The organism is Butyrivibrio fibrisolvens, assembly GCF_037113525.1.
Taxonomy (GTDB): domain Bacteria; phylum Bacillota; class Clostridia; order Lachnospirales; family Lachnospiraceae; genus Butyrivibrio; species Butyrivibrio fibrisolvens.
This window is the reverse complement of the sequence record NZ_CP146963.1, coordinates 1,251,908-1,274,384: the sequence shown is the minus strand read 5'-3', so window position 1 is coordinate 1,274,384 and position 22,477 is coordinate 1,251,908. Positions and strand designations below refer to the sequence as shown.

Genomic DNA, 22,477 nt, shown 5'->3' with positions numbered 1-22,477 from the left:
AATTAAAGTAGCCAGGGCCGGACCCGGCCCTGGCCAATGTTAAGTATATTAATACTGTGCTTCGATAACTGCGTCTGTAACTTCTGTCATTTCCTGTGCTACGCCGTTGATTGAGAATTCAACGATTGCATCAGGAAGAGCATACCAGTGCTCAGGCATGTATACTTCTGTCTCAGGTGTGCCACCGCTTATAAGTGTCTGGATAACTTCCTCAACTGTAGGAGCTGCAAGAGGGTTACACTCAAAGTCTGCTGTGATCTTACGAGCCTTAACTTCTTCAAGACCTGCTGTACAAGCGTCGAAAGAGATAAGGATTACATCGCCGTCAGGACCATATGTAACACCAGCGTTGTCCATAGCTGTCATAGCACCGAAAGCTTCGTTATCGTTCTGGCAAACAACTACGTTGAACTTGCCTTCGTAGCTCTTGCAGTATGATTCCATAACTTCCTGTCCGCCATCTTCTGTGAAGTCACCTGTCTGCTCATCAAGGATTGTCCAGCCATACTTGTCAGCTGCTTCCTTGAATCCGTCAGAACGTCCGATCTGTGCGGATGCGCCTGTTGTACCGGAGATAACAAGAGCGTTGATCTCTGTGATTCCGTTAGCCTCTGCATAAGCATTGAGCCATTCACCAGCTGCAAGACCTTCCTGCTTGAAGTCAGATCCAACCCATGCTGCATATTTATCAGAGTCATCAATTGTACGGTCGATTACGATTACAGGGATACCAGCTTCTTCACACTCTGTAAGAACTGTGTCCCAACCTGTTGAAACGATAGGATCGATGATGATATAGTCAACATCCTGCTCGATGAAGCTTCTAACTGCCTCAAGCTGTGCTGCTGAGTCATTATCGCAATCAACAAAGCTTAAGTTGTAGCCATTAGCTTCTGAGAAAACATCCTGACAGGACTTTGTAGAAGCTGTACGCCAGTCAGACTCATGTCCAACCTGTGCAAAACCGATATTGATAAGTCCCCCATCTGAGTTATCAGTATTCTCAGCGACTTCCTTCTCAGCTTCTTCTGCATTTCCTGCTGTATCAGTATTTGAGTTATCTGTCTGCTCTGTAGGTGTTGTATCACCGCCAGCAGGCTCTGTTGCTGTACCTGCATCACCTGACTGACAACCTGCGAGAAGGCTTACAACCATTGCTGAAGACATTAATGCACCAAGTAACTTCTTTTTCATTTGAACCCTCCTTCATACCCTTTCCGGGAATGTGAGATCAGCTCGCCCCACGCGACTTGATCTCATAAGATAATAGTTAATCAGTAACTGTTACCAATTGTATGGTATGGAGAGTTGAGATTCGATGCATTATTTTCGCTTTTAGTTTTATTATTTTATTGAGTTCGGAAAAAAGTTTGATTTTTTACGAATAAAGTTTCGAAATTTTACTAACTTAGGTTTCTCACATATAAAACAGCTAGGTTGTCGAGTATTCCTGAGGATGGTAGCCTATAAATGATTTTGGTGTCATGAAAAATATATAATATTCAAGGCATGATAGCTGGAATGATATATTCCGGGATTTATAAACTACAGGACGTAGTTACGACATGTTTAGAAGTTCATGGATGAACTTCTATGTCGGGAACTCGCTTCGCTCAGACAGATAAATCCCAAACAGAATATATCATTCCAGCTATCACGCTCTTGAATTTAATATATTTTTCAAAGACACCAAAATCATTTATAGGCTGCCATCCTCAAGAATATTCAAAGTTTTAGTTTATTTTATATGTGCGAATTTTAAGTTATTAATTCGAATTTTCCTTCGGGAACAATATTTTTACTATAGTGCCTTTGCCGTACTCGCTTTCAATTTTTAGGCCGTACTCTGGGCCATAGTTGAGTCTCATACGTTCTCCGACATTGGCCATTCCAAAGCCTGCGTTATCTTCTCTGGCTTTTTCAAGGCCATCTGCAAGGCGTTGAAGATTAGCTGTATCTTCGCTGTTCATGCCTATGCCGTTGTCTTCTACGTCTATCTCAAGGTCACCTCCTTGGTGGTGCATGGATATCTTGATGGTTCCGCCGCCTCTTTTATTCTTGATGCCATGATACAGGGCATTCTCAACTACAGGTTGGAGAGTCATCTTGATGATCCTGTAACCAAGGAATTCTTCGGGTATATCAATTTCATAGTTTAGTATGTCGCGGTATCTGAATCTCTGGATCTGAAGATAAGATTCTATGTGAGATATCTCCTGCTTGATTGTTATATAGTCAAGTCCGCCGGAGAGAGTTGTTCTGAAGAACCTTGAAAGCGATGTGACTATGCCTGTAACGTCGTCTTTGCGTCCGCCTTCAGACAGCCATACTATGTTATCAAGGGTGTTGTACAAAAAGTGAGGATTGATCTGGGACTGAAGGAGCTTGAGCTCAAGATTTCTTGAATTGATCTGCTCGCTCTTAACTTCTCCCACAAGTATATCAACCTCATGCGTTATCGCCGATGACAGGTAGATAACGAGGAATAAAACGAATATAAAGAAAAAGATAAAGAACATTCCGATCGCGCGGATAAGCTTTATACGCTCAGCTTCCATCGCAGATCTTATAAGTTCCATGCTACCGGCTTCGTAGTAGATATACTCGGATATTCTTTCCTGGATGAGCTCAGTGATGACGCGGATATCGTTATCGAGAGCGCTCATATTCACATCGTAAGCGCCGCCCTTTATTATGTTATTATTGATGTCATTACATCTGTTATCAAGGGTTGTAAGGAGCTTTAAAACACTTTCTGCAGATTTTCTGGCATTCTGGGAAGTGGAGCTTGTAACAAGCTTATCAAAGCTTTGCCTTACATTCTCTGTCATGTCGTCAGGATTAGTAAGGCCAAGCTCTTCATTGATCATATCTTTGGTAATGGATCTTGCAACCATCTGATAAAGGACAGAGTCATACTCTTCCCTGAACTCAAGGTTGTACTGGTTGGCGATGGCAACGTTAGATACGACAAGATTATAAGAATTACCAAAACGATTAAGAGTATATAATAAGAATACAGTGATAAGTGAAAACGGAATCAGCATGACAAGAACCATAACTGTCAGCTTCTTACCTACAGACAGACCACTTATCAGTTTTCCCTTCTGAACTTTTGTCATACATGTCCTCTATTCTTTTTCTCTGTACTGTCTTGGGCTTATATTCTGAGTCTTCTTAAAAATATAGCTGAAGTAATGAGGGTCTCTGTATCCAGTCTGGTAACCGATCTCGGCAGCTTTCATATCCGTGGTCTCAAGAAGCTCTTTAGCCTTGTCCATTCGAACTCTTGTAAGGAATTCAATGAATGTCTCTCCGGTTTCTTTCTTAAATACGGAACTAAAGTGATTGGGGCTTATGTTAACACTGGCCGCAACCTGATTGAGAGATATATCCTCATCGCTGAAATGCTCATAAATGTAGTTCCTGGCACCGTTAATAAGAGAGCTGTACCTTGAATCTGAAACCTTGTCCCTCATCTCAAGAGCTTTCGAGAGTATATCATTTATATATTCTTCTGTCCTTTTAGTATCATCAAGAGATGCCTGTTTATCACCTATATTGCCAAGCTTCTCTGTGATCTCGTCTTTTGAATATCCTATAGATTCAAGGAAGGAAACTACCGTGAAATACAGATCCACGCTGATATACTGTCTGAATATCAGTGATTCAAAGTTGCCTTTGCCTGTATTTTCAACAAAATCTTCTACAAAATGCTCAAGTTCTTCAAGACTTCCGTTTTTCAAAAAGCCTGTAACGATGCGTCTGTCCAGTTTTCCTATATCGATCTCGTCTATATTGATGCTTGCAGACTTTGCTTCATGCGAGTTGCCACCTTGTCCATCGAAAACCATGCTGGTATCGTACAGGAATCTGTGCGCAAAGGCTTTACTTGCAGACTCATAGCTTTTTCCAACTTCCCTTATCCTGTCTACAACTATGCCTCTACCTGCATAGTAATGGAGGCCTGATTTATCAGCCATCAGTTCTTCGAGATCTTTGAGGAGATTGTCCATGCTTTCGCCGGTTTGCTGTCTGTCTTTTCCCAAAACAAGGAATACAAAAACACCGCCAAGCTGCTCGTATACCTGGACGTTCTCCGCTTCATTATATTTAGCCCTTAGTTCCTTGGTGGCCTTTTCAATGCTTTCTGAATAGGATTCTGTGATCTCGCCCTCTTTCTGGTTTTCATCGCAAAGGCTCATCTGGAACATGACTATACCGTAGGCTCCTGCAGCAAGATTGATGCCAAGGCTCTTGCCCTTATCAAGAATTTCGGGCATCGAACGAACACCCGCAACAAGCTCCCTGAACAGCACACGCTTTTCAAGGATGCGGTTCTCTTCGCGTTCCTTCCTATATCTTTCCATAAACCTTTGCTGATCCTGCTCGGCTCTTATTCCATCAGACACCTTGCCGATGGCTTCGAGAAGCTGTGCCCCTGAAATGGGCTTCAAAAGATAATCGGTCACGCCTATGCCGATCGCTTCACGAGCATATTGAAAGTCATCATAACCACTTAAGATTATGATCCTTGTAGACGGAAGATCTTTTTTGATAAGGCGGCTTAGTTCAAGGCCGTCCATAAAAGGCATTCTGATATCAGTAATGACTATATCGGGCTTAAGTTCCCTGATCATGGGATATGCAAGCTCTCCATCGCCTGCTTCGCCGACAAACTCGTACCCTTCCGCGGCCCAGTTGATGTTGTTCCTGATACCCTCCCTCATTACAATTTCATCTTCAACCAAAAAAACGCTGATCATGTACTAACTCCCCCAAAACTCCCCTTCTCTTATCTTTAATTAATCAGCCAGAAGTTCCATAACCTTTATGACTGCTTCTGCCTTCTGGCACCCCTGATCTGCTGCCGTGTGGAGCCATTTCATGCTCTCTTCTTCGCTTTCCTTGGTCCCGAGGCTGTCATAATACTGTGCCAGTCTGTAGGAAGAAAGCCATAAGCCTTTCTCAGAGCAGCTTTTGAGTATTGAAAGTCCTCTGTCCAGATCTTTACTTGTCCCCCATCCGTTCATGTAAAGATCAGCCAGCTCATTCTGGGCAAAAATATCCCCTAAGTCAGCAAGTTTCTTGACTTCAACAAAGGATTCATCTACTAATTTTTTAAATTCATAGGAATCTATTTCATAAGCATAAGCTGTATTAAGCTTTGCAAGTATATCACCGGCGTCAGCCCCTTTATGCAGGAGCTTACCCGCTATAACATCATCAGGAAAATCAATATCGCCAAGACCCAGAGCGTAATAAAGCGCAAGAAAATACATTGCTCTCCCGTCGCCCTGTTCAGCAAGAGAAAGAAATATTTCAAAAGCTTCTTTTAAGTCACCTTTAATAAACATCTCTTCTGCGTTTTTCATACGCAAATTGTACCACATTCTTTGGAGGCGTGCTAGAAAATGTAAAAGGTATCGAGTATTCCTGAGGGTGGCAGCCTATAAATGATTTTGGTGTCATGAAAATTATATAAAATTCAAGGCATGATATCTGGAACGATATATTCTGGGATTCATAAACTCGCTTCGCGGGGGCAGATGAATCCCAAACAGAATATATCATTCCATCTATCAAGCTCTTGAATTTAATATAATTTTCAAAGACACCAAAATCATTTATAGGCTGCCATCCTCAGGAATAGTCAAAGTTTTAGTTTATTTTATATGTACTAAATTTGAGTTAATAAAAAAGCACTTTAGATTTCAGTAATTCCCTAAAGTGCTCTACTAATATGTTTATTGTTTCTATTGCTTCTGAAGTTGCTTGGCTATGATTGCACGATCTTTGCCTTGAATCTCCAATACATTCATGGCCTGCTCCAATGTCATATTCATATTGTCCATCAATGCAGCAACATGGCGAGCTTTAGTCTGCAATTCTCTCTCATCTGCAACTTTATTAGCTAATTTTAAAAAAGCTTCACTCATCTTCTCGTCCCCTTACTCCATTTATTTGAAACGCCTGTCTAAATATACATTACGACCAAGTGGTCTAATGAGAATGTAATTATTTTTAGGCCAAATCATTTTTGCTCCGTAACTCGTATTTTTCACGAGTTACGGAGTATTTTCATTTAAATAAATCATCTAAAACAATCTCATATGCCACAATGTCACTATTAGGATTCCTCTTAACGCCATAGGTCGTCACAAAGGTACACCTTAAATCTTTCTTGATTTTCTCAGATGCTCTAAACATCGACATCCTATCTTTAACATCTTTAGCATACTTAGGCGTAATGATGTACTCATCTGATGAGTATTTCATTTCACAGATATTTATAACATCATCATTTCGGTCTATGATCAAATCTATCTGTCCACCAGCCCATTCTGTTCCATCAGAATCAGTGAACGCCCTCTTGCTCCATGCATATGAATTACTAAGAATGCCCGTTATTCCTAACTTAGCCTTTATCTGTGGAATATGATTTAGACACACCTGCTCAAAAGCATATCCTGACCACGCATTCTTTTTCCCTGTTTTCCCCAAGTTCGTCCAATAATGCTCGTCAGTTCCTGAGTTTCTCCCAACAAATCTCAGATGAAATAGCGAAAACATATCCGTAAGCTGATAAACTTTAGCTCTTTGTTTCTTTCCGGGAGACATGTAACATCTTATAAAATCACATGCAACAAGGTTATTTAGTATCTTGGTAAGCTCTCCACCAGTTAATTTGCAATTATATGATATATCCTCTCTGGTAAGACCAATCATCTTTGTTGATATATACTCTATAACACGTCTATAGTTCATACTATCCTTAAAAAGCGAACGGAATAAGAAATCAAACTCTGTCTTTAATGGAGCGTTATTTGAAAAGAACAAGGTGTCCACATTTTCTGACAATGGCTTCTTGTTATTAAGCATATCAAGATAGTATGGGATGCCACCAAATATCATATATGTATCAAGGACAAGCTTTCTGCCATATTTCATTTTCTTGATATCATTCAGATACTGCTCCGTTTCTAGCAAAGTAAATGGAGCAAGATAGATAGGTCTGCTAACACGACCATACAATCCCCCTTTATCCCCTATAAATTTATCTACCATCCAAGTAGTAGCTGAGCCGCAAACAAACAATTTCAGAAGAGGTTTCTTACTCCTCCATCCATTCCAAAATGCAGAAAGAGCTGCCAAAAAATTACTCTTCGCAGTATCCATCCAAGGAAGCTCATCAAGGAACACAACCACACGATCTTTTTTCAGGCTAAGCAAATACTCCTTCAAATTATCAAATGCCTCAAACCAATCTTTCGCTTCACCAGACTTATCTTTTGTATGCCTGTTAAGTTCTTTTTGAAATTCTGCTATTTGAACCTTTGCAGCTACTTTATGTTTCCCTGTATAATCAAAGTCGAAGCGATCTTCCAATGTCTCACAAATCAAGTATGTTTTACCGACACGTCGTCTTCCATAAACAGCAACCAGCTCCGATTTTCCAGAATTATAGTATTCTTCAAGAAGTGCTATCTCTTCAGTTCTCCCAACAAGATTCTTACTACGCATCTATATGCCTCCTCAAAACCTGTATTCCACAAGGAAATTATACAAATTCCGTGTTAGACATTCAAGATATTTTTGCTCCCTAACTCATAATTTATTCGAGTTAGGGAGCAAAAATAATCTCGTATCAATATAAATTTAATCGGATGGTACTATGGGTATCATATAAAAATAAGCAGCACACCTCATTTTCAGATACGCTGCTTAATAAACAATATTATAATAATCGCTTGTAACTTCTGAATTAAAAATATAAGCCTCATGTAGTACGATTCAGTCAGGTGTCTATCTTTCATTTTCTAACAGCACTTTTATGCACTCTGCCGCATCCATGATTATTACTTAAACGTCGACCACAACTTTCCACAATCATTTGCAGCCTCATACAAAGTAATTCTTCCCATCTTCCACTTCTGATATACATCTTTAAAATTTAATAGTAATAGGTTCGGTCTTCTTCAAAACTTTACCCTTCTTGCCTTTGCAGCCGCTATTCCTTCAGCCTGCCTTTTTGTGAATTGTCTGATATTCCGTCTCTGCCACATATGAGGATAATGCCAGAATTAGATCACTGATAAACGTTCCAAGAAGGTTCTTTTCACGTCTTGTATCAAGAATGAGCATATCAATAACAACGTCTGCACCTCTTCTTCACACAAGTTTCTTGCATAATAGTCACAATTTCGATATTATATACAGGCAGTTTTAATATAGGATTTGAGGATTACAATGAGTATTTTAAATGTTGAACACTTGTCACACGGATTCGGTGACAGAGCGATTTTTGAAGATGTATCATTTAGACTTTTAAAGGGCGAGCATATCGGCCTTGTTGGAGCTAATGGTGAGGGTAAGTCAACCTTCATGAATATCATTACAGGGTCACTCCAGCCTGATGAAGGTAAGGTTGAGTGGTCTAAGAACGTTAAGGCTGGATACCTTGACCAGCATGCGGTTCTTGAAAGCGGCATGACTATTGGAAGCGTTCTTCACAGCGCTTTTGACCCGCTCTATCAGACAGAGCAGCATATTACTGAGCTTTATGAGAAAATGGCTGAGGTTGACGAAGCTACAATGACAGAATACCTCGATGAAGCCGGTATGCTTCAGGAATATCTGACCAATCATGACTTTTATATGATAGATTCCAAGGTTGAAGAGGTTGCAAGGGCTCTTGGACTTTTAGATCTTGGTCTTGATAAAGATGTTACAGAGCTTTCAGGTGGACAGAGAACTAAGGTTCTTCTTGGTAAGCTTCTTTTGGAGAAGCCTGATATCCTGCTTCTGGACGAGCCTACCAACTACCTGGATGTTGAGCATATCAACTGGCTTCAGCGCTATCTTCAGGAATATGAGAATGCTTTTATCCTTATTTCTCATGATATTCCTTTCCTTAATAGTGTTATCAATATCATCTACCATATGGAGGGCTGCAAGCTTTCAAGATATGTGGGTGACTATGACCACTTCCAGGAAGTTTATGAGATGCAGAAAGCCCAGAACGAGGCAGCTTACAAGAGACAGCAGCAGGAAATCGCCCAGTTAAAAGACTTCGTTGCAAGAAATAAAGCCCGTGTATCAACCAGAAACATGGCTATGTCAAGGCAGAAGAAGCTTGATAAGATGGAGCTCATCCAGAAGGCTGCTGAGAAGCCGAAGCCAGAGTTTAACTTCCTTACAGCTAGAACTCCCGGCAAGTATCTCTTTAAGACCAAAGACCTTATCATCGGATATGACTCACCTTTGTCCAAAGAACTTAACCTCGAAATGGAACGTGGTGGTAAAATAGTTCTTACAGGTGCCAACGGTATCGGTAAATCCACACTTCTTAAGAGTATTCTTGGTATCATTAAGCCGCTGCAGGGTTCTGTACAGCTTGGTGACTATCTTGAGATCGGATACTTCGAGCAGGAAACTGATCCTAACATTCAGACTACCTGTCTTGAGGAAATCTGGGAAGAGTTCCCTGGATTCAACCAGTATGAGGTACGTTCTGCACTTGCAAAGTGCGGTCTTACATCAGATCATATCGAGAGTAAGGTTAAGGTCCTCTCCGGTGGTGAGCAGGCCAAGGTTAGACTTTGCAAGCTTATTAATCATCCGTCAAACCTTTTGGTACTGGACGAGCCTACAAACCATCTGGATGTGGATGCCAAAGATGAACTTAAGCGTGCTCTTAAAGAATATCCAGGCAGTATCCTTATGGTATGCCACGAACCTGATTTCTATGAGTCATTCGCAACACAGGTATGGAACTGCGCTGAGTGGACTACTAAGACCATATAATAATGTCAGGAACATAAAAACTTTTTATGGTAAATCATTGATTCCATGTAGTAATATGTAAACCATGATACAATGGTCAAAAGAAATAAGATCATTTTTAAAAATCTAAATAGACAGAATAAACTTCGCACATATAAAAGTCATATATATCTTGAAAAATCATTGTTGATGACAGTTAGATAACCGTCATTCACAGTTTTTTCAATGTTTGATATGATTTTATATGTGCGATTTTTTTATAAATAACATCAAGGGGGAGCAAAAAATGAACTACATCTATGAAATGCCCGAAGAAATGCTGCAGGAAGCAGCACACAAAGGAAGTGTAGAAGTGCTTACATACACTTCACAGACTTACGATGAAGATGCAAAAACTCTTAATAAGACAGCTCTTGTATACCTTCCGTATGGTTATGATACAAATACTAAATATAACGTTTTGTATCTTCTTCACGGCGGCGGATGCAACCACAACTACTGGTTCAAGGATTTTCCTGATACAGTGACAATCCTTGACAATATGTTCGAAAAGAAGATCTGTGATCCTTGCATTATAGTAACTCCAACCTTCTACCATGATGAAGAGGATCAGCACACTCACGATGAGTCCAGATGCGAGAACTTCAAGCACGAACTGAGAAAAGACCTTATTCCTGCTGTAGAAAGTAAGTATGCAAGCTATACTGGTAGCGATGTATCAGAAGAAAATCTGATCAAGACAAGAGATCACCGCGCTTTTGCAGGACTTTCACTTGGTTCCATGACAACTTATCGTGCTGCATTCTATAACAACTTTGATCTGTTTGCTTATTATGGACCATTCTCAGGATGCTGCGGGCCATTCGGTAATCACGATATCGAAGTAGACAGAATCTGCAACACATTAAGCGGCGGTAAATCCAAGGGATATGACCTTAAGTTTATGTTCTGCGGCAATGGTGATAAGGACATCGCTTATGAAGAGCACAAAGACATCATGGGCAAGGCAGTTGAAAAGTCTGATCTTCTCGTTCCTGGTAAGAACTATGACTTCTATGTAATACCTGGCGGCGTTCATGATATTAAGGCTTGGCACCTTCATCTGTATCATGCACTGCAGGTGTTCTTTAAATAATTAGTAAATTACGAGCTAAAACAAAGCATAAAAAACGGGAAATGGCTTCAGCTAATGTGCCATTTCCCGCTTTTGGTTCTTATTCTTTTATTTCTTACATCTTACCGGAATATTTATCCAAATACTCCCTGGCTTTTTCATTTGTTAAGTTAAATCTTTTTTCCAATTTCTGGATTATAATTTCAGAAGATATTCCATCTTCTAATTTGTCTGTAATAAATGCTTCTATTCCTTGTTCTATGCCTTGTACAAAATTCCAGGATGTATAGAGTTACCAAAGGTAACTCCGTACATGTTCAGAAATACATGGATGTATTTCTATGTACAAATTTAATTATAGATCATGGTCTGGGCATAGTAATAGGCAGGCTTTGCTATTTATAAGCTAAATATGAGCAATTTATGCATAATAAAGCTATCTAAGCGATCAGCTCCCCCTATCAACTTGCTTTACTTCTTGGTATGACGTAAGGATCGCCTGTTTCTGGATCTGATATTATCGCGCTCTCCATTCCGTATATCGTGCGCATCAGCGAAGGTGTGATTATATCCTTGGGATCTCCCTCGGCTATAAGTTCTCCTTTTTTCATGGCAAAAATATGATCTGCATATCTGATAGACAGGTTGATATCATGAAGAATCGCAACTATTGTCGTCTTCCTAAGCTTATTGAGTTTTGCAAGGCAGTCGAGGATCTCAACCTGATAAGCTATATCCAGATAAGTTGTGGGTTCGTCCAAAAGGAGAATATCTGTACTCTGCGCAAGTGACAGGGCAATCCACACTCTCTGCCTCTGACCTCCCGAAAGGGAATCCACCGGCTTATCTGCAAGGTCTGAAACTCCCATTGCTTCCATAGCGCAGGCTATCGCCTCGTAATCAGCCTTAGACAGCTGTCCGAAGATGTTCTGATATGGAAAGCGTCCTCTAGCAACCAGGTCAGCTACAGTTATCCCTTCAGGAACTATAGGTGTTTGTGGCAAAAGACCTACCTGCTTAGCTAAATGTATAGTTGGAATCTCATATATTGATTTCCCATCAAGTAAGATCTGGCCTTTGCCTGGCTTAAGGAGTCTTGCAAAGCTTTTTAACAAAGTTGATTTGCCGCAGCCGTTAGGACCTATAAGAACGCTGAATTTACCTGCAGGAATGCTTATATTCATATCCTTTATTATTGTCTTATCATCATAGCCAGCCCACAGTCCCTGAGCTTTGAATTCATGGCTTATTGCAATGTCACTCATCAGATTTTTTCTCCCTTCTTGTTGAGATTAAGAAGTAAAAGGAGCAGATAAGGAGCTCCTAAAAGTCCTGTAACTACGCCAACAGGAAGCTTTTCGCTGAACAGATTTTTGCCTGCAAGTTCCGCAGCATATACTAAAAGTATACCCATAAGACCAGATACGACCATTGCATTACTGCCGTTTTTAGTGATCTTACCTGCAATTGGCCCTGACAAAAAAGCTACTGAAGCAATCGGACCTGTAGCCGCTGTTGCGCAGGCGCACAGCATAAGAGCGCATACCATACAGCAGATTCTTACAGCGCCAAGTGGAACTCCAAGAGTTGTCGCATATTCATCACCAAGCTGCATCATCCTAAGGTATCTGTTACAGAAAATAAGAAGGCCACTTCCTATAAGGCACATAATAACTATCATGGGTACATCTGACATCTGAGCAGAATTAAGACTTCCTCTAAGCCATCTAAGCGCAGTAGCCACGTCATATTCTGAACCCACAAGCAGCATCCAGGATATAAGCGCATTTAAGACTGCCTGCATTCCTATGCCGATGAGGATCATTCTGCTGCCAAAAGCTTTTCCTTTTCCCGAAAGAAGGAATATCAAAGCTGTCACTAGGAGTCCAGCCGCTATAGAAAAAACTGATGCTAAAGGCCCGCTTATTCCTAGTATCAAGATGCAAAACACTGCTGCCGCTGAAGATCCAGCGGATATGCCAATGATATCAGGGGATGCAAGAGGATTTCGCAAAAGACTTTGAAAGACAAATCCTGCTATTCCAAAAGAAAAGCCTGCAAAGCCTCCAACAATGAGCTTGGGAAGCCTTACACTTTTGATGCTATAGGCAGCTCCCTTAGTTTCGCCGCTAAACAGAATCTTTATAACATCTGTCAGCGAATAATTGGTATTACCAAGCATCATCAAAAGACAGGCCAGGACAGCAATCACTACTATCAGCGATACCACACATAAAGCATTACGTCTTTTTTGTACTAAATATATTTTTCTTAAATTATCTTCATAATTATTGGCTGTCATATACTCCTGGCCTTTGTCTTAAATACTATCCATATAAATATAGGTGCTCCAAGAAGTGCAGTAATAATGCCTACTTCAAGTTCTCCCGGTCTTCCGAGTACTCTCCCTGCTACGTCAGAGATAGTTAGAAGTGCCGCGCCGCCAAGGGCTGACATGGGCACTATTACTCTCATGTCGCTGCAAAAGATCTGTCTGATAACGTGAGGCAGCATAAGTCCCACAAAACCTATGGGGCCTGCAAGGGCTGTTACCGCCGCACATAGCAAAACTCCTGCAACCGCTGCAAGAAGTCTTAAGGGGCCAACCTTAACTCCAAGGGATATTGCCATCTCATCTCCCAGCAAAAGAGCATTTAGCCCTGGGGAGCATATAAGCGCAAGAAGAACTCCTATCACGCAAAAAGGGATAAGGAGTTTGACATCGTCCCAGGTAGCACCGCCAACGCTTCCAACCTGCCAGAACCTATAGGCTTTCATGACGTTGGAATCAGGAAGCATTATGGTATTGACCAAAGCTCCAAGCGCAGTCGATACTGCTGCTCCGGCAAGTGCCAGTTTTATTGAGCTTGCTCCGCCATACCCAACTGATGCTATTCCATATACAAAAAGGGCTGTCAAAAGAGCTCCGGCAAAAGAAAGACCGATAAGCCTTATTCCTGATGAAATGTTCAGATAAGCTATGCCTATTACCACCATCAGCGAGGCTCCAGTATTAACGCCAAGTATACTTGGATCTGCTATTGGATTTCTCGTAATAGCCTGCATCAAGGCTCCGGATACGCCAAGAGCAGCTCCTGCAAGAATCCCAAAGACTGTCCTTGGAATCCTTGCTGCGATAACTGCTGCTTGAAACGAATCCATATTTTTCCCACCAAAATATCCGAAGATATCAGCAATGGGTATACTCTTACTTCCATAGGCAACTGATAACAGCGCGCACACGGCTACAAGTATTATTTCTATGGTAAATCCTGTTATTAACTTATTATTTTGTTTTCTGAGCTGCTTCATTTAATGCTTCCAGGTAATCGTTAATGCAATATGGTATAGAAAGAACTGTAGGTGTACTTGCTGCTGCAAGGACATCATTGGAATCAAGAAGAACAAAAGCTTCATTTGCCACAGCTGGAATGTTGTCAAATCTTCCATCAGCCTTCATTGCTGTAACAAGTGACTCAGATCCATATGTGATGATAATATCTACATCGCTTAAAAGATCTGCATTTTCAGCACTTACTGTAATTGAGAAATCATCAGGATTCTCAATAAGTCCTGTAACGCTGTCAGGTGTTACAAATCCAAGGTCACCAAGGAATGCTGCACGTGGATCGTTATTAGTATAGATATAGAAAGTTCCAAGGTCATCCTCTGAAAGCCAGAAGAAAGCTACTCTTTTGCCCTCAAGATCAGGGTAATTTGCAAGTGAGTCACTAATAAGTTTCTCAGTCTCTTCAACAAGTGCTCTTCCCTCTTCTTCAAGTCCAAGTGCCTTGGCATCATTTAATGTCTCTTCCTGCCATGTTGTGGTCCATGGAATCTCAGGATATGCAACAACAGGTGCGATCTCGCTAAGTCTGTCATACTCTTCCTGGCTGATTCCTGAATATGCTGCAAGGATTACATCAGGGTTGCAGTCTGAGATTGCCTCGTAGTCCCATCCATCAGTGTCTTTAAATACATTGGGAGTTGCTCCAAGCTCTTCGTAAGCCTGTGCTGTCCATGCAAGGAGACCGTTCTCATCCCTTGGACCAAAATTGGCTTCAGATATTCCTACAGGAACTATTCCAAGTGCAAGCGGAACATCAGGATTGCCCCAGGCAATTGCAACTATATTCTCAGGCTTTTTCTCAATCACTGTCTCACCAAGACCATGTGTGATAGTAATTGGAAATGTCTGATCTGCATTATTAGCATCTACTAACACAGTGGTAGCATTATTATCTGCAGTATCTGCTGCGGCACTATCCTGCGCGCCACAAGCTGCAAGGCTAAGCCCCATCACTGCTGCGGTTATCATTGATACAATCTTTCTTTTCATAACGTCTCTCCTTAGCAAAAAATATATAAGCAACACGTTAGCAGTCGCTAACCCGAATATATTCTCATATAACTATCTTGTTGTCAATATAATATTGCGAAATTTAATTATTCACTTTGTTACATACTTTTGTTCTCTAGTAGCTCTATAAAACTTGAGGTAAGTAATGACTTAGGAAGTCCTGCCGGCAGGATATATCCAATCTCCATGTAATCATCTACCTTTAAGGGCTTTGCTATGATATTGGGTCCATTCAGTTCTTCGCTGATAATTCCACTGCATATGGTGTACCCATTCATTCCGATCAGAAGGTTAAAAAGAGTAGCTCTGTCACACACGATGATCTCCTTGTCACTGTCGATCGTGCTTAAGATTTCCTCTGCAAAGTAAAAAGAGTTATGGCTTCCCTGCTCATAAGAAAGCCTTGGATAATCCTTCAGATCATCCAAGTTGATTGATCTTTTCTTAGCAAGCGGACTATTTTTGCTGATAAAAACATGTGGTTTGACCTTAAATAGAGATGTAAAAGTCAGATTATTGTCTCGTAGCGTTTTTCTAATAACAGTTTCATTGAACTTATTTATGTACAATACTCCTATTTCACTTCGAAGGTGAGCTACGTCTTCAATAATGTCATAGGTCTGAGTCTCTCTTACGTGGAACTCATATTTATCACCACCATATCGCTTTAACAGCTCAACAAAAGCCTCAACAACAAATGAGTAGTGCTGGGCGGATACGCAGAATCTTTGCTTTATCTGCTTTTTGCCAACATATCTTTCATCAATAAGATTAGCCTGCTCTAGTACCTGCCTTGCATAGCCGAGGAATTCATCCCCTTCCGGAGTTATTTCTATTCCTTTTTTCGAACGACTGAATATTCTGATATGATATTCATTTTCCAGTTCTCTTATCGCAGATGTAAGGCTTGGCTGTGCGATAAAAAGTTTTCTGGCTGCTTCTGTTATATTTCCTGTTTCGGCTACGGTAACTGCGTATTGTAACTGTTTTAAGGTCATGGTCAGCCTCCTCTTTTTTACCAATATGTATTTTAAAATCAAAGATTCAAAAATGCAGCATTAAAGCCAATTGAGTTCGACTTCGTCGAAGGCTCTATTGCCAACCGATTCATCGAATTACGAAATCCGCAGTAAATGCGGATTTCTGATTCAAAGTTGCGAAAACAAATACTAATTAAATAATAGTATTTCTTGTCAGTATAACCTTATTCATAGATTAAATCTATGGATAAAAGTATATTTTTAGTATTTTACTCGCAAGCTTCTGGCGCCTATAATCCTCATCATAACGCGCGACGTATAACAGGAACCTGTATTAAATCCAAAATGAGAACCGCCTGATTCAATGCGACCAACATCAGTTGCTAATAATAATCACTATTACCCAAACAGGTCAAAGCTCTCTGCATAAGATAACACCAGCACAAAACCTGCCATATGCAACTAAAAAATTTTAAAGGAGACATAAAACATGAGCAAAGTACAATCCCCATACAGATACGACTTCGTTGGAAGTTTTTTAAGACCTCAGGCTTTAAAGGATGCTAAAGAAGACTTTAAAGCAGGAAAGATATCAGAAGCTGATTATGACAAGATAGTTAATGATGAGATCACTAAAGTCGTTGCTAAGCAAAAGGAACTTGGCTACCACGTGATCACAGATGGTGAGTTCAGAAGAACCTTCTGGCACCTGGATTTCATGTGGGGGCTTGAAGGTGTTGCACACGAAAACACTGGCGGCGGAGTAAGCTTTAACGGAGAACTTGCCCTTCTTGATGACACATATCTTGTTGGTAAGATAGCAGCAAAGCCTCATCCATTCGTAGAGTACTTTAAGTTCTTAAAGCAGTTTGAAGATGAAAATACTGTTGCAAAGTACACCATCCCGGCTCCTGCCCAGACTTTCCAGCAGATGATCATTCCTGCCAACTTTGAGACAACCCGTAAGTTCTATCCTACTAATGATGAACTGATCCATGATATAGCAGTAGCTTATCAGGATGTAATCAAGCAGTTCTACGATGCAGGCTGCCGCAACTTGCAGCTCGATGACTGCACATGGGGTGCAATTGTTGGAGATGCTGCCAAGCAACGCTACAAGGCTCTTGGAATTGACATTGAAGAAGTTAAAAAGCAGCTCCTTACTGTCAACAATCTTGCTCTTGAAAATAAGCCAGAGGATATGATCATCAACTCTCATATCTGCCGTGGTAACTATCATTCAACCTACTTTACAAGCGGCCCTTATGACAGCGTTGCAGATTACGTTTTTGCAAAGGAAAACGTCAATGCTCTTTTCCTTGAATATGATGATGCAAGATCAGGCGGCTTTGCGCCCCTTTCCAAGATCTCTCCTGACAAGAAGGTTGTCCTTGGCCTTATAACAACCAAGACTCCTGAACTTGAAGATAAAGAGGAAGTTAAAAACAGAATTTATGAAGCTGCCAAGTACATTCCTCTCGAAAGACTGTACCTCAGCCCTCAGTGCGGCTTTGCATCCTGCGAGATTGGTAATAAGCTCACCGAAGAACAGCAATGGGCTAAGCTTAAGCTGGTCAAAGAGATTGCGGAAGAAGTTTGGGCATAAACTTAAATTGATAAAAGAGATTCCTAATAAGGCTACAAATAAGACAAAACATCTCATAAAAATAAGTTCAATAATAAAAAAGTACCTGCGTCCAATATCATAAGCATATTGGATGCAGGTATTATCTGTTAAAACATGTTGTAATCAGTATTTAACCCAGCCAGTATAGAGATACTCAAGATTCTCGTAATTCTCATCAGCCTCATAAACGTGAACATAGTAATCGTAACAAGTGATCACATAATAAGTGAAAGTTGCATCACCATTTTCAGAAACTGTCTCAGGATACTTCAGGCAGATACTACGGCCTATAAAGTACTCAATGTCACTTTCAGATGATATAAATCTGTAATCTCCATTCTTATATAAATCTCTTAATGTATATTCATAACTGTCATTTAAAAAGAGGGAAAGTGTTCCTGAATTGCCATTATTGTCTTCCGGATAATAATAGCTGTCGAAGCATCCTTCAAGCTTTTCATAAAACTTATCCGAGCCATCATTTATGATCTTCTCCTGGCTGTAATCAAAGTTTTCACCTTCATAGATAGCACTATCCCGCATCCATTCAGTCTTAGTCTTATATCCCAGAATTTCCTTACGAAGAGCCTCAAACTCTTCCATGGTTATCTTCTCGTCTTTAAATGTAAAGTCGCTATCCTGATCATAGTAGTCGAAATCGTTGTCCCAATACTCCGCACAAAGATTAAACGTTTCAACTACTTCACCATCTTCATAACGGTCAAAAATATGAATCTGTCTGCCGCCATGAGAAGTATCAGAATGAACAATATATGTCAGATTTTCGTACTGTGCATAACTAAGTGTACCGGCTGTTCCCTCTCCTTCTGCAAGGACATAAACCTTGCCATCTCTTGCATCCAGATACATTCCGCCATATGGGCCATTAAGGATAAGCTCATTCTCATCGTCATTATCAAGATCTACAAAACAGTCATCATCATATGAATAACTCTCCCAATCATCTTCTTCATGTGGAAGATCTGAATATTTGAAAGTACGCTCGGTTCCATCTTCGTAAATACTAGTAGCTTCGATCTCATCATCAAGGAACTGTTGTAACAGAGTTTCTGTGTCAGTAGCTTCTACCTTTTCATCATCTTCTGTAGCCTCATCTGTTGTTGACGCTTCCTCTGATTCTGAAGCTTTATCCTTAGCCTCTATATCTTCACTTGCATCCTTGTTGGATTCATCATTTTTTTCTACTTCTGTACTGGCTTCTCCTGATGATAAGCTAATACCTTCTGATGAGCAGCCAGTCATCATGGCAGTGCTTATTATCAGAGAACATGCTAATAATTGTTTGATCTTCATTTTGTGCCTTTCGTAGTATATTACTTTTTGAATACTTATTACAAAAACACGCAATTGCTGCGTGTTTTGCAATTAAAAATGTATTTATTATAATACCACCATTACTCTCATTTAAGAAGATATCCACAGATATATATATTGGTTACTGTGGTTTCATCTTCCTTTTCTCCTTCAACCATGATTGAGGTTATAATGAACTTATATCCTTCCTCGGTTATATATTCCTGTTCGATACTAACTGACAGTTCATGATCTGAAGCACCCTCACTATCTTTTTCTATAAGCGTATCTACCATATCCTTAATATCCAGTGTTGCCAGCACTTCATCAGGATTTTGTCCATAAATGTAAACTGAACTTGTATCAATCCCCTCATCATCCTTAATATTATTGCTGATAATATAGACAGTTTCTACATCAGATGTATCTATTTCATCGACTTTGTAACCTTTTACATCAATATAGAAATTATTATGATGGGAATAATAATAATACGAACTGTAATCCAAAAAATACTTCTGATCTTGCGAAAGACTCTTATCCAGATACATCTTGCCAGATTCGCCGCCCTCGCGCCATATTACCCTATAAGCATCCCTAGCCTCTTCTATAACGGTAGCACTGGCATCATCTCCAAGAGACAGATATTTCTCTATCTTGGATTTCTGAGAAACTAAAACTACACTGCTTACATTTACAAACGGAACGATCAGAGTAACTATCGCCAGTATAGATAGGATGAAAAGTGAATTTGCAACAATATCTTTTTTGCCAAAAAATCTGATCGCATATAATACCATGTATACTAATTCGAATATTATAAGCATCATTCCAAGATATCTGTCTGTTGTAAAACCATACTCAGATATTCTAAGCTGCAGGCACATTATCTGAAGTACTATAAATGGGATAAACAAAAAGGGCAGAATTCCAGCGATTTTCCTGAAAATGTTATCACCACAACTATATCCCATAGTCCAGACACCTATACCAAAAACAAATAAAGTCATAAGGATTCCAAACACTTCATTCGACGGGAAGGTCCATGTAATGATTATCTTGAACATATAGATGTAGATTATTACATACGCAATTGATAAAAGAGATACAAACACATAGCCAAGAATAGCTTTACCAAATTTGCTGATCTCATGATCTGTATCAGAAATGCCGACTATAGCGCAAGGATATGCTACAAAACCAAAGATAAAAAGAATTACTCGATCCATAACGTAATAATTCCACATAATATGTATGAGCAAACTGTCGATTATCTCAATAATAAGTATTGAGCCTATCAAAAGTATCACACACAGCAGTTCTGCTTTCATAACCCCGCAAAAAGCCTTTGCGACGTACATTTCAAAAGATTCTTTGCTCTTTTTATAACAAAAGAAAATAATGAGACAAAGGTACAGGATCATAAGGCTTGTATATAGTCCGCCAAAAAAGCCTTGGGCTGTAAAATGGTAAGCATCACCATAAGTAATATAAGAAAAATCCACCCCGTCAGATGCTACATTTAGAATTGAAGTAACGACGCCTGCAATCATTATCACTACAAACAATATTATTTTTTTAATATTGTTAGCTTTGTGATAAAGATGTATGCTCTCACATAAAAGAGCACTGATAGACGCTGCAAACAGGATGGCATAAACATACTTCAAAACTGTAAGCAGTAACTCATGGTCTTTTTCACTAAGGCCGCAGAACACCATTGCAATAATTGTAAGTATAGCAGCCAAAGCTATAGATACTGCATGCTCTGTAATAACCTTCGATAATCCTTTTTTCAGCTTTTCTACTATTTTCATGAAAACGCCTCCTGTTTTTTCTCCTTATAAGAGAAAAGCGGTGCCAATTCTCATTGCCACCGCTTTTTAAGTTTTCAAAAAGTTACATCAACATGATTGTTTCAAATAACTAATTTACTTTTTATTCAGGAATTAAATAACTGTAGTATTACTTACGCGTTGATCTTGCTGTCAACATATCTGAAGCCATAATACTGTGTTTCAGGTTCTTCAATTCTGGATTCGCCGAGTACTGTTCCGTCTGATTCTACTGCTCTTGCAGGGATTACGATCTGCTCTCTTGTGTGAAGGTTAGCAGCATCGATATAGCTTACGTTAATTGTAAGGTCAGGACGCTTGTCGATCTCTTCGATAACGAAGTCTGCAAAGCTTACATATTCTCCTGCATCGATCTCTACTGTTGAACCGTAAGCAGCTTCTCTGATAGCCTTTGCTGCGTTAAGGTTGAACTGATAGTAATCATTAACAGGTGCTACTGTAGATACCTCTGTTGAAGATTGTACGCCGCTTGCATCTACTACTGCAAGAACTGTTTCATTCTCGTTAGAAGAAGGCTCAACACCAGGCTGAACCGGCTCAACTACAACTTCTTTTTTAACTGCATCGTATTTTACCAGATAAATTGTACCATAGTTGTAATAAGATACAGGATAATCTGTGCCATTTATAGTTTTATAAGAATATGAACTTTTGAGTGTGATATTAATTGTCCATGTTCCATGCTCAGCATCGTATTTCAAAGCTACTTTATCAATAGCATCGAATGTACCAAGCTGAGGATCAACATATGCAACTGCGTTTGCAGGATCGTCACAGTCAGTAGCTACAGGAACTGTAACAGCCGCTTCAATATTCTTACCATCAAGAACTTCTGTATTAGTAGAATTTAAAGATACAAAATATATAGTAGCCTCAGCTGACTCCTCATCAGCTTCAAGCGGAATTTTATTGTCTGTAGTATTAGCTATTATCTCTGTTCTTCCCTGAAGAACATCTTCATCTTCAAGTGAAGAATCGGTGATTGTTATATGAGCATTCCCTTCTGCCAAAGGATCTATTGGTGCTTCTCCTTCTTCTCTGTCATCAGCATACTCTGTAGCCAGCTTCTGATTTTCGGGATCTACATAGCGCTCTCCCATTTCGATTTCCTCTGCTGTCTCTTTTGCAAATTCATCCATATCAGATTTAGTATATTCCTCATATATAGCTGTCTCTGATTCTGTCTGCTGCTCATCAGGATTTCCAAGTATTTCCTTTTCATTTTCTGTAGCTGCCTGCTCATCAACGGTTACTACAACTGTAGTCTGTTCGTCACATGTGCATACTCCGCCTTCGGCAGCAAATGCTGTCATTGATCCCCCAAGGGTCATTGTCATTACTGTTGTTGCAATCATGAGTCTTTTTAAAATTGCTTTTCTTTTTGTCATACTTCCTCCAATAAAAAAATAAGATAGTATGTCAGTTTTAATCACTTAACCA

18 protein-coding genes are annotated in these 22,477 nt (G+C 39.9%); 3 read left to right on the top strand and 15 right to left on the bottom strand.

Annotated elements, in window-relative coordinates; translation table 11 throughout:
* Positions 1-48: 48 nt before the first annotated feature.
* From WAA20_RS05045 to WAA20_RS05015, 7 genes are all read right to left on the bottom strand, one after another.
* Complete coding sequence (locus tag WAA20_RS05045) at positions 49-1,194, bottom strand: ABC transporter substrate-binding protein (protein WP_073387294.1); 1,146 nt, start codon at positions 1,192-1,194, stop codon at positions 49-51.
* 572 nt (positions 1,195-1,766) lie between these two features.
* Complete coding sequence (locus tag WAA20_RS05040; protein WP_073387295.1) at positions 1,767-3,122, bottom strand: sensor histidine kinase; 1,356 nt, start codon at positions 3,120-3,122, stop codon at positions 1,767-1,769.
* Between the two features lie 9 nt (positions 3,123-3,131).
* The gene (locus WAA20_RS05035) at positions 3,132-4,766 is read right to left on the bottom strand and encodes a response regulator (protein WP_073387297.1); all 1,635 of its coding nucleotides are present in this window, start codon (positions 4,764-4,766) and stop codon (positions 3,132-3,134) included.
* A 39-nt stretch (positions 4,767-4,805) separates the two neighbouring features.
* Positions 4,806-5,375 (bottom strand): tetratricopeptide repeat protein, encoded by a 570-nt coding sequence (locus tag WAA20_RS05030; protein ID WP_073387298.1) that lies wholly within the window; start codon positions 5,373-5,375, stop codon positions 4,806-4,808.
* 381 nt (positions 5,376-5,756) lie between these two features.
* Positions 5,757-5,939 carry a hypothetical protein gene (locus tag WAA20_RS05025; RefSeq protein ID WP_073387300.1) on the bottom strand — a complete coding sequence of 61 codons (183 nt, stop codon included), beginning with the start codon at positions 5,937-5,939 and terminating at the stop codon, positions 5,757-5,759.
* A gap of 142 nt (positions 5,940-6,081) precedes the next feature.
* Complete coding sequence (locus tag WAA20_RS05020; RefSeq protein WP_073387302.1) at positions 6,082-7,524, bottom strand: ATP-binding protein; 1,443 nt, start codon at positions 7,522-7,524, stop codon at positions 6,082-6,084.
* A 495-nt stretch (positions 7,525-8,019) separates the two neighbouring features.
* Positions 8,020-8,145 (bottom strand): hypothetical protein, encoded by a 126-nt coding sequence (locus tag WAA20_RS05015; RefSeq protein ID WP_338802344.1) that lies wholly within the window; start codon positions 8,143-8,145, stop codon positions 8,020-8,022.
* Between the two features lie 105 nt (positions 8,146-8,250).
* On the opposite strand from WAA20_RS05015, the gene WAA20_RS05010 reads away from it, so the two are divergent.
* Together WAA20_RS05010 and WAA20_RS05005 are read left to right on the top strand one after the other, a co-directional pair.
* A complete protein-coding gene (locus WAA20_RS05010; protein ID WP_073387303.1) occupies positions 8,251-9,807 on the top strand; it encodes an ABC-F family ATP-binding cassette domain-containing protein in 1,557 nt (518 codons plus the stop codon).
* Positions 9,808-10,072: 265 nt separating this feature from the next.
* Positions 10,073-10,921, top strand: a complete 849-nt coding sequence (locus WAA20_RS05005; protein ID WP_073387305.1) for an alpha/beta hydrolase-fold protein — start codon at positions 10,073-10,075, stop codon at positions 10,919-10,921.
* Between the two features lie 440 nt (positions 10,922-11,361).
* Here the strand turns inward: WAA20_RS05005 and WAA20_RS05000 are convergent, their stop codons facing one another.
* The 5 genes from WAA20_RS05000 to WAA20_RS04980 form a co-directional block, all read right to left on the bottom strand.
* On the bottom strand, positions 11,362-12,165 hold the full coding sequence (locus WAA20_RS05000) for an ABC transporter ATP-binding protein (RefSeq protein ID WP_073387306.1): 804 nt from the start codon (positions 12,163-12,165) through the stop codon (positions 11,362-11,364).
* On the bottom strand, positions 12,165-13,202 hold the full coding sequence (locus tag WAA20_RS04995; RefSeq protein WP_073387308.1) for an iron ABC transporter permease: 1,038 nt from the start codon (positions 13,200-13,202) through the stop codon (positions 12,165-12,167). The genes WAA20_RS05000 and WAA20_RS04995 overlap by 1 nt, the downstream gene beginning before the upstream one ends.
* A complete protein-coding gene (locus WAA20_RS04990) occupies positions 13,199-14,212 on the bottom strand; it encodes an iron ABC transporter permease (protein WP_073387309.1) in 1,014 nt (337 codons plus the stop codon). Before WAA20_RS04990 ends, WAA20_RS04995 begins: the two co-directional genes overlap by 4 nt.
* Positions 14,187-15,239, bottom strand: a complete 1,053-nt coding sequence (locus WAA20_RS04985; RefSeq protein ID WP_073387311.1) for an iron-siderophore ABC transporter substrate-binding protein — start codon at positions 15,237-15,239, stop codon at positions 14,187-14,189. The genes WAA20_RS04990 and WAA20_RS04985 overlap by 26 nt, the downstream gene beginning before the upstream one ends.
* A gap of 119 nt (positions 15,240-15,358) precedes the next feature.
* Positions 15,359-16,258 (bottom strand): LysR family transcriptional regulator, encoded by a 900-nt coding sequence (locus tag WAA20_RS04980; protein ID WP_073387312.1) that lies wholly within the window; start codon positions 16,256-16,258, stop codon positions 15,359-15,361.
* Between the two features lie 472 nt (positions 16,259-16,730).
* Here WAA20_RS04980 and WAA20_RS04975 point away from each other — a divergent pair, with 472 nt between their 5' ends.
* On the top strand, positions 16,731-17,846 hold the full coding sequence (locus WAA20_RS04975; RefSeq protein WP_073387314.1) for a 5-methyltetrahydropteroyltriglutamate--homocysteine S-methyltransferase: 1,116 nt from the start codon (positions 16,731-16,733) through the stop codon (positions 17,844-17,846).
* Between the two features lie 144 nt (positions 17,847-17,990).
* On the opposite strand, the gene WAA20_RS04970 is transcribed toward WAA20_RS04975, so the two are convergent.
* The 3 genes from WAA20_RS04970 to WAA20_RS04960 form a co-directional block, all read right to left on the bottom strand.
* Complete coding sequence (locus WAA20_RS04970) at positions 17,991-19,181, bottom strand: hypothetical protein (protein WP_073387315.1); 1,191 nt, start codon at positions 19,179-19,181, stop codon at positions 17,991-17,993.
* A gap of 107 nt (positions 19,182-19,288) precedes the next feature.
* On the bottom strand, positions 19,289-20,998 hold the full coding sequence (locus WAA20_RS04965) for a DUF4153 domain-containing protein (RefSeq protein WP_073387317.1): 1,710 nt from the start codon (positions 20,996-20,998) through the stop codon (positions 19,289-19,291).
* 152 nt (positions 20,999-21,150) lie between these two features.
* Complete coding sequence (locus WAA20_RS04960; protein WP_073387318.1) at positions 21,151-22,425, bottom strand: hypothetical protein; 1,275 nt, start codon at positions 22,423-22,425, stop codon at positions 21,151-21,153.
* Between the last annotated feature and the right edge of the window lie 52 nt (positions 22,426-22,477).

Excerpts from the sequence above, each read along its gene's own strand:
- WAA20_RS05045 (WP_073387294.1), bottom strand. The coding sequence starts at position 1,194 with ATGAAAAAGAAGTTACTTGGTGCATTAATGTCTTCAGCAATGGTTGTA.
- WAA20_RS05040 (WP_073387295.1), bottom strand. The coding sequence starts at position 3,122 with ATGACAAAAGTTCAGAAGGGAAAACTGATAAGTGGTCTGTCTGTAGGT.
- WAA20_RS05035 (WP_073387297.1), bottom strand. The coding sequence starts at position 4,766 with ATGATCAGCGTTTTTTTGGTTGAAGATGAAATTGTAATGAGGGAGGGT.
- WAA20_RS05030 (WP_073387298.1), bottom strand. The coding sequence starts at position 5,375 with ATGAAAAACGCAGAAGAGATGTTTATTAAAGGTGACTTAAAAGAAGCT.
- WAA20_RS05025 (WP_073387300.1), bottom strand. The coding sequence starts at position 5,939 with ATGAGTGAAGCTTTTTTAAAATTAGCTAATAAAGTTGCAGATGAGAGA.
- WAA20_RS05020 (WP_073387302.1), bottom strand. The coding sequence starts at position 7,524 with ATGCGTAGTAAGAATCTTGTTGGGAGAACTGAAGAGATAGCACTTCTT.
- WAA20_RS05015 (WP_338802344.1), bottom strand. The coding sequence starts at position 8,145 with ATGCTCATTCTTGATACAAGACGTGAAAAGAACCTTCTTGGAACGTTT.
- WAA20_RS05010 (WP_073387303.1), top strand. The coding sequence starts at position 8,251 with ATGAGTATTTTAAATGTTGAACACTTGTCACACGGATTCGGTGACAGA.
- WAA20_RS05005 (WP_073387305.1), top strand. The coding sequence starts at position 10,073 with ATGAACTACATCTATGAAATGCCCGAAGAAATGCTGCAGGAAGCAGCA.
- WAA20_RS05000 (WP_073387306.1), bottom strand. The coding sequence starts at position 12,165 with ATGAGTGACATTGCAATAAGCCATGAATTCAAAGCTCAGGGACTGTGG.
- WAA20_RS04995 (WP_073387308.1), bottom strand. The coding sequence starts at position 13,202 with ATGACAGCCAATAATTATGAAGATAATTTAAGAAAAATATATTTAGTA.
- WAA20_RS04990 (WP_073387309.1), bottom strand. The coding sequence starts at position 14,212 with ATGAAGCAGCTCAGAAAACAAAATAATAAGTTAATAACAGGATTTACC.
- WAA20_RS04985 (WP_073387311.1), bottom strand. The coding sequence starts at position 15,239 with ATGAAAAGAAAGATTGTATCAATGATAACCGCAGCAGTGATGGGGCTT.
- WAA20_RS04980 (WP_073387312.1), bottom strand. The coding sequence starts at position 16,258 with ATGACCTTAAAACAGTTACAATACGCAGTTACCGTAGCCGAAACAGGA.
- WAA20_RS04975 (WP_073387314.1), top strand. The coding sequence starts at position 16,731 with ATGAGCAAAGTACAATCCCCATACAGATACGACTTCGTTGGAAGTTTT.
- WAA20_RS04970 (WP_073387315.1), bottom strand. The coding sequence starts at position 19,181 with ATGAAGATCAAACAATTATTAGCATGTTCTCTGATAATAAGCACTGCC.
- WAA20_RS04965 (WP_073387317.1), bottom strand. The coding sequence starts at position 20,998 with ATGAAAATAGTAGAAAAGCTGAAAAAAGGATTATCGAAGGTTATTACA.
- WAA20_RS04960 (WP_073387318.1), bottom strand. The coding sequence starts at position 22,425 with ATGACAAAAAGAAAAGCAATTTTAAAAAGACTCATGATTGCAACAACA.